Source organism: Microbacterium oxydans (genome assembly GCF_000956525.1).
Taxonomy (GTDB): domain Bacteria; phylum Actinomycetota; class Actinomycetes; order Actinomycetales; family Microbacteriaceae; genus Microbacterium; species Microbacterium oxydans_A.
On sequence record NZ_JYIW01000022.1, the window covers coordinates 47,718 to 60,309 of the forward strand.

Genomic DNA, 12,592 nt, shown 5'->3' on the forward strand with positions numbered 1-12,592 from the left:
ACACATGGAGGATCGATGAAGATCGGCGTACCGACCGAGGTCAAGAACAACGAGAACCGGGTCGCTCTGACGCCCGCCGGCGCCGACCGCCTGGTGCACGAGGGCCATCGGGTGATCGTGCAGTCCGGTGCAGGGCTGGGATCGAGCATCACGGATGACGCGTACCGCGCCGTCGGCGCAGAGATCGTCGACTCCGCCGCCGAGGTGTGGGCTGCGGCCGACCTGCTGATCAAGGTCAAGGAGCCGATCGCCCAGGAGTACGGCTTCCTGCGTCCCGACCTCACCCTCTTCACCTATCTGCACCTCGCCGCGGACCGGGCCCTCACCACCGCGCTGGTCGATGCCGGCACCACCGCGGTGGCGTACGAGACGGTGCAGCTGCCCGACCGAAGCCTGCCCCTGCTGGTGCCGATGAGCGAGATCGCCGGACGTCTGTCGGTGACGATGGGCTCGTACGCGCTGCTGCGCTCGAACGGCGGCCGCGGCACCCTGCTCGGCGGTATCGCCGGCACCCCGCGAGCGAAGACCGTCGTGATCGGCGGCGGCGTCGCCGGAGAGCACGCTGCGGCGAACGCACTCGGCCTGGGCTCGAAGGTCACCGTGATCGACATCTCCCTGCCGCGTCTGCGCGAGCTCGAGCACCGCTACGGCGGCGCACTCGAGACCCGCGCATCAAGTCGCTACGACATCGCCGAGGAGCTCGCCACCGCCGACCTCGTGATCGGCTCGGTCCTGATCCCCGGTGCCGCAGCGCCCAAGCTCGTGACCGACGACATGGTCGCCACCATGAAGCCCGGCTCGGTGCTGGTCGACATCGCGATCGACCAGGGCGGATGCTTCGAGGGCTCGCGCCCGACCACGCACGACGACCCGACGTTCGCGGTGCACGACTCGATCTACTACTGCGTCGCGAACATGCCGGGCGCCGTGCCCGAGACCGCAACGCGTGCGCTCACCAATGCGACACTGCCCTACGTCTCGGCGATCGCCGGCAAGGGCTGGGACCGTGCCGCAGCCGACGACGCCGCACTCGCGAAGGGCCTGAATGTGCACGGCGGCCGCATCATGCTCGATGCCGTCGCTCAGGCGCACGGCCTCTGACCCCCTGCGTTCCCTCGCTCCTCCCTCCCCCTCCGACCCGTGAGGGGTCAGAACACGCCGCGCCGGCTCCGCCCGGCGCGGCGTGTTCTGACTCCTCGCTCGATCGGGCGTCATTCCCTGCGCGGTGCGTGTCCACCCGGGTACGCTCGTAGTCGTGACCGAACGAGCTCCTCTCTCCCGCAAACTGTCCGCGATCGCCGAATCCGCGACCCTCAAGGTCGATGCCAAGGCGAAGGCTCTCAAGGCCGAGGGCAAGCCCGTGATCTCGTATGCGGCGGGCGAGCCGGACTTCTCGACGCCGCAGTTCATCGTGGATGCCGCCGCCGAGGCACTCGCCGACCCCGCGAGCTACCGATACACGCCGGCGGCCGGACTCCCGGCACTGCGCGAGGCGATCGCCGCGAAGACACTGCGCGACTCGGGCCTCGAGGTCTCGCCGAGCCAGGTCATCGTGACCAACGGCGGCAAGCAGTCGGTGTACCAGGCGTTCCAGGCCGTGGTGAACCCCGGCGACGAGGTGCTGCTGCCTGCGCCGTACTGGACCACCTATCCTGAGGCGATCCGTCTCGCCGACGGTACTCCGGTCGAGGTCTTCGCCGGTGCCGACCAGGACTACAAGGTCACCGTCGAACAGCTCGAGGCGGCCCGCACCGAGCGCACGACCGCGTTGGTCTTCGTCTCACCGTCGAACCCGACCGGCTCGGTCTACACCGCCGACGAGACGAAGGCGATCGGCGAGTGGGCGCTCGAGCACGGCATCTGGGTCATCAGCGACGAGATCTACCAGAACCTCACGTACCCTTCGACAGGCTCAGGGACCCCGACCAAGGCGACGTCGATCGTCGAGGCGGTCCCCGAGGTCGCGGGTCAGACGATCCTCGTCAACGGCGTCGCGAAGACCTACGCGATGACCGGCTGGCGTGTCGGCTGGATGGTCGGCCCCGCGGACGCCATCAAGATCGCCGCGAACCTGCAGTCGCACCTGTCGAGCAACGTGAACAACGTCGCGCAGAAGGCGGCGATCGCCGCGCTGAACGGTCCGCAGGACGAGGCCGAGCAGATGCGCCAGGCGTTCGACCGGCGCCGCCGCCTGATCGTGGCTGAGCTGTCGAAGATCGACGGCGTCCGGGTCCCGAACCCGCTCGGCGCGTTCTACGTGTACCCCGATGTGCAGGGCCTGCTCGGCCGCACCTGGGGCGGCGTGACGCCGACCACCTCGCTCGAGCTCGCCGACCTCATCCTGGACCAGGCCGAGGTCGCGGTCGTCCCCGGTGAGGCGTTCGGACCGAGCGGCTACCTCCGCCTCTCCTACGCCCTCGGCGACGATGCGCTCCTCGAAGGGGTGCAGCGCCTCCAGCGTCTGTTCGCCTGACCCCACGAATCGAGAAGGCCCCCTCGCGCAGTCGTCTGCGGAGGGGGCCTTCGTCGTGTCGTCAGGATTCCGGCTGATAGCCGATCAGCCAGCGGATGCCGTAGCGGTCCACGAGCATTCCGTCCCAGTCACCCCAGGGGCGCCGCTGCAGCGGATCGATCACGCGTCCACCGACCGAGAGATCGGCGAACCAGCCGGTGAGCGTCGAGGCGTCGGCGGTGCCGAGGAGTGAGAAGAACATGCCGTTCATCTGCACAGCATCCGCGTCGATGCCTGCATCCGCGCCGGAGAGGTCGACGACCCCTTCCAACATCGCGTGCGCGATCGCGTCGGCGGGGCCGTCGTGCCGGTCGAACTGGGCGTAGTCGAACATTCGCAGCTCGCCACCGAACACGGACTGGTAGTGCCGCATCGCCTCGGCCGCGTTCCCGGGGAACAGCAGGTACGGAGTCAGTCCACTCATGCGGCGAGTGTAGTCCCGGAGCTCGAACCGCGTCAGAGTTCGACGTCGACGAGCACCGGCTCCGGCTGCAGCACGAGTCCGAACTCGGCGTGCACGCGACTCTGGATGAAGCGCGCGAGCTGCGCGACCTCGGCGGCACTCGCGCCTCCTCGGTTCGTCAGCGCGAGCGCGTGCTTGGTCGACACCGATGCGCGCGACTGCGGCAGCTTGAAACCCTTGCGGATGCCGGCCTGCTCGATGAGCCAGGCGGCGCTGACCTTGACGTCTGCCGGTTGGCGTCGAGGCGCCTCGACGAGCCCCTCGTACGTCGCGAGCGGGATCACGGTCACGGCGTCGAGATCCGGCGCGACCGGCCAGCGCGGGCACTCCGGCGGCAGTGCGCGCGCCACGCCCTCCGGCACGATCGCGTTCTGGAAGAACGAGCCGACGCCATGGGTGTCCGGGTCGTTCTCGTCGAGCAGCATGCCCTTCGACGCCCTGGTCGCGAGGATGCGGTCGCGCACCCAGGCGAGCGGCACGGGAGTGTCGTCGGAGAGTCCGAGTGCCCGTCGCAGCTGTTCGCCTCGCACGATGCGCTCGCTCGCGACCACCAGGTCGACCGTGGCCGACAGGATCACGGCACGTCGCTCCGGCACGCTGCCGTAGTGGTGCTTGAGCACGGAGGTGCGGAAGCCGAGACCGAGTTCGGATGCCGGCACGGTCGAGATCTCGCCGGTGCTCTCGTCGATCAGCTCGACCTCGACCAGCGTCTCCTGGATCTCCTGACCGTAGGCACCGATGTTCTGCACCGGCGCGGCGCCGACGGTGCCCGGGATGCCTGACATCGCTTCGAGGCCCGCGTAGCCGTGCTCGACCGCGTAGGCGACGAGCGCGTCCCACCCGTGTCCTGCCTGGGCCCTGAGACGGACGCGCCCTGCGTGCGGAGAGGGCAGCTCTTCGATGCCCTCGGTCAGCACCCGGATGACGGTGCCCTCGAACGGCTCGTCGCCGACGAACAGATTCGATCCGCCGCCGAGCACGAACCAGTCGTCTCCGCGGGACCACGTGTCGCGCAGCGCTTCGACGAGGCCCTCGGTGGTGTGCGCCTCCTGCATCCGCTCGGGGGCGGCGCCGGTGCGCAACGTCGTGAGCTCGGCGAGACGGATCGGCTCGATCTCGCGCATCAGACGACGCCCATCAGACGGCGACGCGCAGCTGCGCCTTGACGAGCACAGTGGTCTCGTCGAACGTGACCTTCAGATCGATGCGAGCAGACTCGCCGTCGACCGCGCCGACGGTCGCGAGCACGTGCACGTCGGCGCCGTCGACTGGGTCGACCACGACGGGCTTGGTGAAGCGGACGCCGTAATCGAGGATCCGCGTGCCCGGCTCGAGGGCGGCCACGACGACCGATGAGGCGATGCCCATCGTCAACATGCCGTGCGCGAGCACGCCGGGAAGCCCGACGGACGCCGCGATGTCATCGCGGTAGTGGATGGGGTTGAAGTCTCCGGAGGCACCGGCGTAGCGCACGAGCGATTCCCGATCGAGGTGCACGGTGCGCGCGGCGATCGTGTCTCCGACTGCGTAGGCCATCACTCCCCCTCTCCGACCAGCAGCACGCTGGTCGCGGTCACGACATGAGCACCGTCGACGTCGGTGATCTCGGCCTCGCTGGTGATCAACGCGTTGCCACCCATCGTGCGGATGCCGGTGACCTTCAGCTGCCCGACGAGCTCGTCACCGGCCACGATCGGACGCGAATACGTGAAGCGCTGCTCGGCGTGGATCGTGCGCGCGAGCACGATGCCGGAGTCGTCGAGGGCGAGCAGCTGCTGCAGCGTCTGATCCTGGACCACCATCGCGAAGGTCGGCGGCGCGACGACGTCGGCGAATCCGGCCGCGCGGGCCGCCTCGACGTCGGTGTGCTGCGGGGCATCGGCGAAGACGGCGCGAGCGAACTCGCGGACCTTCTCTCGTCCGACGAGATACGGGGGCGTCGGCGGGAACTCCCGGCCGACCAGTTCTGGGTTCACTGCCACCCCTCGATCCTACCGAGGGCAGCCGACACCCGCGCTCCGGTCAGCCCTTCTTGCGACCGCGGATCGCCTTGAGCGCCATCTGCACTGCGATCACGACGAGGTATGCCGCGAACAGCACGTTGCCGACGGAGGGGTCGACGATGGTCGCGATCCATGCGCCAAGGGCCGTGGTCGTGCAGGCAGCGATGCCGATCATCGCGCCGGCCAGCAGGTCGACGTTGCGATGACGGATGTTGCCGATCGTTCCGGAGATCGCGGTCGGGATCATCATGAGCAGCGAGGTGCCCTTCGCGACGAGGTCGCTGGTGCCGAAGACGAGCATCAGCACCGGCACCACGATCACTCCGCCGCCGACGCCGATGAGTCCAGCCAGGACGCCGGTCCCCACACCGACCGCGACCAGGGCGACGCCGGTGAGCCAGGTGAGTTCGAACACGGCATCGCGAGAGGGGACGACGAGGAACAGCGTGACGATCACGACGACGAGGAAGCCGACGAAGCCCCATCGCAGCGCGGTCTGCGAGATCCGAGGCAGCAGGCGGGTGCCGATCTGCGCGCCGACCACTGCGCCGGCGGCGAGGATCAGCGCCGGGATCCAGGCGACCGAACCGGACGCAGCGTACGAGATCACGCCGACGCTCGCGGTCGGCACGATCGCGGCGAGCGAGGTGCCCGCGGCGAGGCGCTGATCGAAGTGCAGGAACAGGACGAGCAGGGGCACGATCACCGTGCCGCCTCCGACGCCGAACAGGCCGGAGAGGAGCCCGGCGAGAAGGCCGATCCCGATGAAGGCCGCGTATGCTCGCGGGCCCCGATGCAGACCGGTGGCGACGTCGTTCACGCTTCGTTCCTCCCACGCGACCCGACGAAGGCCGCACCGATCCCAGCCTACTCCCGCACCGCGTTCGTCCCGTCTCGCGCTCAGGCGGCGAGGCTCTGCATCCGTTCCCACACGAATCCTCGATGACCCCTGGGACGCAGTCCCCGACTATGCGACACTTGATCCCACTCCCGGGGACGACGCGGTCTCCGGCCGGATCGAAGGAGATCTCATGGTTCGCAGCACGTTCCCCGATGTGGAGATCCCCGACGTCTCCGTCTTCGACTTCCTGTTCGGCGACCTCGACGAAGCCAGACTCGACGCCGTCGCACTGATCGACGGCACCAGCGGCGCCGAGACCACGTACCGCCAGCTCATCGGCCAGATCGAGCTCTTCGCGGGCGCGCTCGCAGCGCGCGGGGTCGGCGTCGGCACCCGGGTCGGCGTGCTCTGCCCGAACATCCCCGCCTTCGCGACGGTCTTCCACGGCATCCTCCGCGCCGGCGCCACCGCAACCACCATCAACTCGCTCTACACACCCGACGAGATCGCCAACCAGCTCACCGACGCCGAGGCCGACTGGCTGGTCACCGTGTCACCACTGCTCCCAGGCGCGCAGGCGGCAGCCGAGAAGGTCGGCATCGCGGCCGACCATCTCATCGTGCTCGACGGCGCCGACGGGCATCCCTCTCTCCCCGCACTCCTCGGCGAAGGCCACCCGGCTCCGGAGGTGTCGTTCGACCCGGCCGAGCACCTCGCAGTGCTGCCGTACTCCTCCGGCACGACCGGCCGCCCGAAGGGCGTGATGCTGACGCACCGCAACCTGGTCGCCAACGTCAGCCAGTGCCGCTCGACGATCTCACTCGCCGACGACGACCGCGTGCTCGCAGTGCTCCCCTTCTTCCACATCTACGGCATGACCGTGCTGCTGAACTTCGCACTTCGCCAGCGCGCTGCGCTCGTCACCATGCCGAGGTTCGACCTCACCGACTTCCTCAGGGTCGTGGCAGAGCATCGGACGACCTGGGTGTTCATCGCACCGCCGATCGCGGTCGCCCTGGCGAAGCATCCGCTCGTCGACCAGTACGACCTGTCGTCGATCAAGGTGATCTTCTCCGGCGCCGCGCCCCTCGACGGCGCACTCGCGTCTGCGGTCGCGACACGTCTGCACTGCACGGTCTGCCAGGGCTACGGCATGACCGAGACGAGCCCGGTGACGCACGCGATCCCCGCAGACCGAGACGACCTGGACCGCTCGAGCGTCGGGCTGCTCCTCGCCGGCACCGAGGCCAGGCTGGTCGACTCCGAGACGGGCCGTGACGTCGAAGCGCCCACCGAGGGCGTCAGCGAGCCCGGCGAGATCCTGATCCGCGGCCCCCAGGTGATGAAGGGCTACCTGAACCGCCCGGACGCGACCGCCGAGATGCTCGACGGCGACGGCTGGCTGCACACGGGCGACGTCGCGACGGTGACGCACGATGGGATCTTCCGCATCGTCGACCGTCTGAAGGAGCTCATCAAGTACAAGGGCTATCAGGTCGCGCCCGCCGTGCTCGAAGCGGTGCTGCTGGAGCATCCTTCGATCGCGGATGCCGCAGTCATCGGTGCATCCGACGACGACGGTCAGGAGGTGCCGAAGGCGTTCGTCGTGGTGCAGCAGGGCGCGGAGCTCGACGCGGATGCTGTCATGGCCCATGTCGCCGCACGCGTCGCGCCGCACGAGAAGGTCCGGCAGGTGGAGTTCATCGAGGCGATCCCGAAGTCGGCGTCCGGCAAGATCCTGCGCAAGGACCTCCGCTCGCGCTGACCCCCGCGGCTCCGGAGAACGACGAAGCCCGCCACCCCGGAAGGGGCGGCGGGCTTCGTCGTGATGAGAGTGCTTACTTCTCGACAGCGTCCTCGGCGGCAGCCTCGGCTGCTTCGCCCTCGGCCTGCGACTCGGCACCGGCGTCGGCAGCGTCCTCGGCGGGAGCCTCCTCGACGGGAGCCTCCTCGGCGGGGGCTTCCTCGACCTTTGCCGGCTTCTCAGCGGCAGCGGTCTTCTTGGCCGACTTCGCCTTCGGCGTGACGGGCTCGAGAACGAGCTCGATCACTGCCATGGGGGCGTTGTCACCCTTGCGGTTGCCGACCTTCGTGATGCGGGTGTAGCCACCCTCACGGTCAGCGACCAGCGGAGCGATCTCAGCGAAGAGCGTGTGCACGACGCTCTTGTCGCCGATGACGGCGAGCACGCGACGACGCGCGTGCAGGTCGCCACGCTTGGCGAAGGTGATCAGACGCTCGGCGAGCGGACGCAGGCGCTTGGCCTTGGTCTCGGTCGTCTTGATCGACTTGTGGGTGTAGAGCGCCGCTGCGAGGTTGGCAAGCATGAGGCGCTCGTGGGCGGGGCCGCCTCCGAGGCGGGGACCCTTGGTGGGCTTGGGCATAATCGTCTAACTCCTGGTCAGAAGGTCGGGGTTCAGAAGGACTCGTCTTCGCTGCCGCCGTAGAAGTGGGCGCCGTCGAAACCGGGCACCGAATCCTTGAGCGACAGACCGAGCGAGATGAGCTTGTCGCGCACCTCGTCGACCGACTTCTGGCCGAAATTGCGGATGTTCATGAGCTGCGTCTCCGACAGGGCGACGAGCTCGGAAACGGTGTTGATGCCCTCACGCTTCAGGCAGTTGTACGAGCGGACCGACAGGTCGAGGTCTTCGATCGGCATCGACAGCTCGCTGGAGTTCACTGCCTCCACCGGCGCCGGACCGATCTCGATGCCCTCGGCCTCGACGTTCAGCTCTCGGGCGAGGCCGAACAGCTCGGTCAGCGTCTTGGCGGCCGAAGCGACGGCATCGCGCGGGACGATGCTGTTCTTGGTCTCGACGTCGAGGATGAGCTTGTCGAAGTCGGTGCGCTCACCGGCACGAGTCGCCTCGACGCGGTAGCTGACCTTCAGGACGGGCGAGTAGATCGAGTCGATCGGAATCTGACCGGCCTCGGCGTACTCGTTGCGGTTCTGCGTGCCCGAGACGTAGCCACGGCCACGCTCGATCGTGAGCTCGAGCTCGAACTTCGCGGTGTCGTTGAGCGTCGCGATGACGAGCTCGGGGTTGTGCACCTCGACACCGGCCGGAGCCGAGATGTCAGCGGCGGTCACTTCGCCGGAACCGGTCTTGCGCAGGTACGCGGTGATGGGCTCGTCGCGCTCCGAGGAGACGACCAGGCCCTTGATGTTGAGGATGATCTCGGTGACATCCTCCTTCACGCCGGGGATGGTGCTGAACTCATGCAGCACACCGTCGATGCGAACGCTGGTGACAGCGGCGCCGGGGATCGACGACAGCAGGCTGCGACGCAGCGCGTTGCCGATCGTGTATCCGAAGCCGGGCTCCAGAGGCTCGATGATGAACCGGCTCCGGTTCTCGACGATCTTTTCCTCGGTGAGTGTGGGACGCTGTGCAATAAGCACTCTGTGTTCCTTTCGATCACATGACCGCTATATGACATGTGGTTGGTGAGGTCTTGAGTTGTGGAAGTCGATGCCCGCATGCGGGCGGAGAGCCGCTCGACCCTCAGACGTCGGCTCAACGAGCCTGTCGAAGGGTGAGCGGCTCACCGAGCCGGATCAGACGCGGCGACGCTTCGGCGGACGGCAGCCGTTGTGCGCCTGCGGGGTGACATCCTGGATCGAGCCGACCTCGAGGCCTGCGGCCTGGAGCGAACGGATCGCGGTCTCGCGGCCGGAGCCCGGACCCTTCACGAGGACGTCGACCTTCTTGACACCGTGCTCCGCAGCCTGACGGGCAGCGGACTCGGCAGCCATTCCGGCGGCGTACGGGGTCGACTTGCGGGAGCCCTTGAAGCCCACGCCACCGGACGATGCCCACGCGATGACCGCGCCGGACGGGTCCGTGATCGAGACGATCGTGTTGTTGAACGTCGACTTGATGTGGGCCTGGCCCAGCGCGATGTTCTTCTTTTCCTTGCGGCGCGGCTTGCGCGCGGCGGCCTTGGGTGCAGCCATGAAAGTGTTCTCCTAGTCCCTGAGGCCGCGCTTAGCGGGCCTTCTTCTTGCCTGCGACGGTGCGCTTCGGGCCCTTGCGGGTACGGGCGTTGGTCTTGGTGCGCTGACCACGGACCGGGAGACCACGACGGTGGCGGATGCCCTCGTAGGAGCCGATCTCGACCTTGCGGCGGATGTCTGCTGCAACCTCGCGGCGCAGGTCACCCTCCACCTTGTAGTTGCCTTCGATGTGGTCGCGGAGGGCGATCAGCTGGTCGTCGCTGAGGTCCTTCACGCGGATGCTCTCGTCGATCTCAGTTGCCTTGAGGATCTCGACCGAGCGGGTACGGCCGACGCCGTAGATGTAGGTAAGGGCGATCACCACGCGCTTGTCGCGCGGGATGTCAACGCCGGCAAGACGTGCCATGCGGTTCTCCTGGATGTTGTGGAGGTGTGGAACAGGATCGGTGCCCGGGCCTCCGCCCGAGGTGTCAGCCCCGATGTGCGCAGCTCCCCCACTGGGTCGCTGTGCCTGTCGAGGCGTCTGATCCTGCCGTCTGTGTATTCAGTTGTGAGATGTGCGCGAGCAGTGCCGCGCAGCGCAGGTGCTTAGCCCTGGCGCTGCTTGTGACGCGGGTTGCTCTTGCAGATCACCATGACGCGGCCGTGACGGCGGATCACCTTGCAGTGATCGCAGATGGGCTTGACGCTGGGGTTGACCTTCATGATGTTTCCTGTTCGCTGTCTTCGTACCGCCCCGAGACCGAGGCAGGCCGTTACTTCTCGACCGGCTAGCGGTAGCGGTAGACGATACGGCCGCGAGTGAGGTCGTAGGGGCTGAGCTCCACGACCACGCGGTCTTCGGGGATGATGCGGATGTAGTTCTGCCGCATCTTGCCGGAGATCGTTGCAAGGACCTTGTGTCCGTTGCTCAGTTCAACGCGGAACATCGCGTTGGGGAGAGCCTCGGAGATCACGCCCTCGATCTCGATGACACCGTCTTTCTTAGCCATAGCCTCGCTGACGCTTCTGCAGACCGGTCGATCTGCGGTGGGTGATTGGGTTTGTGATGCTGCACCGCCGGACACGCCGAATCAAGGCACAAAGCACCAAAGATCTATCGTAGTCCCTCTGTGGCCATCGGGCAACTCAGCAGCGGTCGAGCTCGGCATCTCTGTCATGGTGCTCGGCAGGGCCGCCATCGCGCGCCACAGAGTCGAAGCGGAAGAGACTACTCCGCGCGAAGAGCAGACCTATCGAGGGTTATTGGCGGTCTTGGGCCTGATGTTCGTTCCCGAGACCGCGGCGACTTCAGCGAACCGGCATCAACCGAAGATCTTCGCGAACTCTGTCGCAATTTCTGTGTTCTCGATGCGCTTTCCATCAATCTCGATGGTCGGCGTGCCCTTGATCTCATGTTCCTTCGCCTGAGCGACGGGGAACTTGATGTACTCCTTGTCGGCAATGCAGTCCGCCGACTTCGTGGCACCTGCCTGCTCGGCGTAGGACGCGAGCTGGTTGTCGTCGAGGCCAGCCGAGCCCTCTGCGGGCTGGTTCTTGAACAGCAGGTTCATGAACGGGATCGCCGCATCAGGGTCATTCTCCGCGACGCAATACATGGCTGCCGCGGAGCGGGACGAGTACTCGGTGGTCGAGCGGAAGTCGAGGATCGCGATTGGGTGGATATTGAGTGTGATCTCGTCGTTCGCGGCTGCCGTCTGGAGCTGCTCACCGTACGCCTCTTCGAACTGGCCGCAGATCGGGCACATGAAGTCGATGTACGTGTCGATCGTCTTATCGCCCTTGCCGACGGTGATCGCGCCGGTCTCCTGGCTGATCAGAGCGCCGTCTGGCGTCGGGCCGGGAGCGGTCGCCTGGTTGTTCAGGAACACCACGAGTCCACCGAGAACCACCAGCACCACGACCACAGCGGCCGAGACACCGATCGCGAACCAGTTGGTGTTGCTCTTCGCCGCTGCCATTACTTTCCGATCTCTCGAGGCTCGACCCCGAACGGGGCGAGTCCGGCTCTTCCACCATCGGGCGCGGTCAGCACCCAGATACCCCCATCATGCAGGGCCACGCTATGTTCCCAATGTGAGCCATCAGTGCCATCGACGGTCGTGACGGTCCAGTCGTCGTCCTCGATGAACGTGGCCTCACCACCCGCCGTGACCATGGGCTCGATCGCCAGCACGAGGCCGGGCTTGATCTCGGCGCCGGGGTCGGGGGTGCGGTAGTTGAAGACGCTGGGCGCCTCGTGCATCTTGCGTCCGATGCCGTGACCGACATATTCACGGAGGATGCCGTAGGTCTCCCCCGACACCTCCGACGGGCCCTGCGCCTCGATGTACGCCTGGATGGCGGCACCGATCTCGCCGATGTGGTTCGCAGACGCCATGGCAGCGATGCCGGCCCACATGGATCCCTCAGTGACGCGGGAGAGCTCCTCGCGTCGTGCGACGAGTTCGGGACGCTCAGGGTCGGGCACGACGAAGGTCACAGCGCTGTCGCCGTTCCAGCCCTCGAACTGCGCACCGCAGTCGACTGAGACGATGTCGCCGGCCTGCAGCACGCGCTCCCCCGGGATGCCGTGCACGACCTGCTCGTTGACCGAGACGCAGATCGTGTGGTGATAGCCGCGTACCAGCTGGAAGTTCGACTCGGCGCCGCGGGCGATGATCGCGGCGTTCGCGGCCGCATCCAGCTCCAGCGTGGTGACCCCGGGACGGATCAGCGGACGCACGGCGTCGAGCGCCGCCGCCGTGATCAACCCTGGCTGCACCATGGACCGCAGCTGAGCCGGGGTCTTGTAGATCGACCGGCGGAACAT

The 12,592-nt window shown here is 67.3% G+C and carries 16 protein-coding genes; 3 read left to right on the forward strand and 13 right to left on the reverse strand.

Translation table 11 applies throughout. The annotated features are described in order from the left end of the window. The first annotated feature begins 15 nt into the window (after positions 1-15). Together ald and RS83_RS06555 are read left to right on the forward strand one after the other, a co-directional pair. Entirely contained in the window at positions 16-1,101 is a 1,086-nt protein-coding gene (ald, locus tag RS83_RS06550) for an alanine dehydrogenase (RefSeq protein WP_045278874.1), read from the forward strand. A 154-nt stretch (positions 1,102-1,255) separates the two neighbouring features. Next, positions 1,256-2,473, forward strand: coding sequence for a pyridoxal phosphate-dependent aminotransferase (locus tag RS83_RS06555; protein WP_045278875.1), 1,218 nt, complete (start codon positions 1,256-1,258; stop codon positions 2,471-2,473). A 61-nt stretch (positions 2,474-2,534) separates the two neighbouring features. On the opposite strand, the gene RS83_RS06560 is transcribed toward RS83_RS06555, so the two are convergent. The 5 genes from RS83_RS06560 to RS83_RS06580 are packed head-to-tail and all read right to left on the reverse strand — an operon-like array spanning position 2,535 to position 5,798. Next, entirely contained in the window at positions 2,535-2,936 is a 402-nt protein-coding gene (locus RS83_RS06560) for a VOC family protein (protein WP_045278729.1), read from the reverse strand. A gap of 32 nt (positions 2,937-2,968) precedes the next feature. Then, positions 2,969-4,099 carry a UDP-N-acetylmuramate dehydrogenase gene (locus RS83_RS06565; protein WP_045278730.1) on the reverse strand — a complete coding sequence of 377 codons (1,131 nt, stop codon included), beginning with the start codon at positions 4,097-4,099 and terminating at the stop codon, positions 2,969-2,971. Between the two features lie 13 nt (positions 4,100-4,112). After that, the gene (locus RS83_RS06570) at positions 4,113-4,511 is read right to left on the reverse strand and encodes a MaoC/PaaZ C-terminal domain-containing protein (RefSeq protein ID WP_045278731.1); all 399 of its coding nucleotides are present in this window, start codon (positions 4,509-4,511) and stop codon (positions 4,113-4,115) included. After that, positions 4,511-4,957 carry an FAS1-like dehydratase domain-containing protein gene (locus tag RS83_RS06575; RefSeq protein ID WP_045278732.1) on the reverse strand — a complete coding sequence of 149 codons (447 nt, stop codon included), beginning with the start codon at positions 4,955-4,957 and terminating at the stop codon, positions 4,511-4,513. Before RS83_RS06575 ends, RS83_RS06570 begins: the two co-directional genes overlap by 1 nt. Before the next feature lie 40 nt (positions 4,958-4,997). Continuing rightward, positions 4,998-5,798, reverse strand: coding sequence for a sulfite exporter TauE/SafE family protein (locus tag RS83_RS06580; protein ID WP_045278733.1), 801 nt, complete (start codon positions 5,796-5,798; stop codon positions 4,998-5,000). Between the two features lie 211 nt (positions 5,799-6,009). Here RS83_RS06580 and RS83_RS06585 point away from each other — a divergent pair, with 211 nt between their 5' ends. Next, positions 6,010-7,584, forward strand: coding sequence for an AMP-binding protein (locus RS83_RS06585; protein ID WP_045278734.1), 1,575 nt, complete (start codon positions 6,010-6,012; stop codon positions 7,582-7,584). A 73-nt stretch (positions 7,585-7,657) separates the two neighbouring features. Here the strand turns inward: RS83_RS06585 and rplQ are convergent, their stop codons facing one another. The 8 genes from rplQ to map form a co-directional block, all read right to left on the reverse strand. Beyond that, positions 7,658-8,203: a 50S ribosomal protein L17 gene (gene rplQ, locus RS83_RS06590; RefSeq protein WP_045278735.1), complete on the reverse strand. Its 546-nt coding sequence runs from the start codon at positions 8,201-8,203 to the stop codon at positions 7,658-7,660. Positions 8,204-8,235: 32 nt separating this feature from the next. Then, positions 8,236-9,225, reverse strand: coding sequence for a DNA-directed RNA polymerase subunit alpha (locus tag RS83_RS06595; RefSeq protein WP_045278736.1), 990 nt, complete (start codon positions 9,223-9,225; stop codon positions 8,236-8,238). A 156-nt stretch (positions 9,226-9,381) separates the two neighbouring features. Beyond that, positions 9,382-9,780 (reverse strand): 30S ribosomal protein S11, encoded by a 399-nt coding sequence (gene rpsK / locus RS83_RS06600; protein ID WP_017829189.1) that lies wholly within the window; start codon positions 9,778-9,780, stop codon positions 9,382-9,384. 31 nt (positions 9,781-9,811) lie between these two features. Further along, on the reverse strand, positions 9,812-10,186 hold the full coding sequence (gene rpsM, locus RS83_RS06605) for a 30S ribosomal protein S13 (RefSeq protein ID WP_017829190.1): 375 nt from the start codon (positions 10,184-10,186) through the stop codon (positions 9,812-9,814). 182 nt (positions 10,187-10,368) lie between these two features. After that, the gene (gene rpmJ / locus RS83_RS06610; RefSeq protein ID WP_005050492.1) at positions 10,369-10,485 is read right to left on the reverse strand and encodes a 50S ribosomal protein L36; all 117 of its coding nucleotides are present in this window, start codon (positions 10,483-10,485) and stop codon (positions 10,369-10,371) included. Positions 10,486-10,550: 65 nt separating this feature from the next. Then, the gene (gene infA / locus RS83_RS06615) at positions 10,551-10,772 is read right to left on the reverse strand and encodes a translation initiation factor IF-1 (protein ID WP_017201569.1); all 222 of its coding nucleotides are present in this window, start codon (positions 10,770-10,772) and stop codon (positions 10,551-10,553) included. A 312-nt stretch (positions 10,773-11,084) separates the two neighbouring features. Then, positions 11,085-11,741, reverse strand: coding sequence for a DsbA family protein (locus tag RS83_RS06620; RefSeq protein WP_045278737.1), 657 nt, complete (start codon positions 11,739-11,741; stop codon positions 11,085-11,087). Continuing rightward, positions 11,741-12,592 carry a type I methionyl aminopeptidase gene (gene map / locus RS83_RS06625; RefSeq protein ID WP_045278738.1) on the reverse strand — a complete coding sequence of 284 codons (852 nt, stop codon included), beginning with the start codon at positions 12,590-12,592 and terminating at the stop codon, positions 11,741-11,743. Before map ends, RS83_RS06620 begins: the two co-directional genes overlap by 1 nt.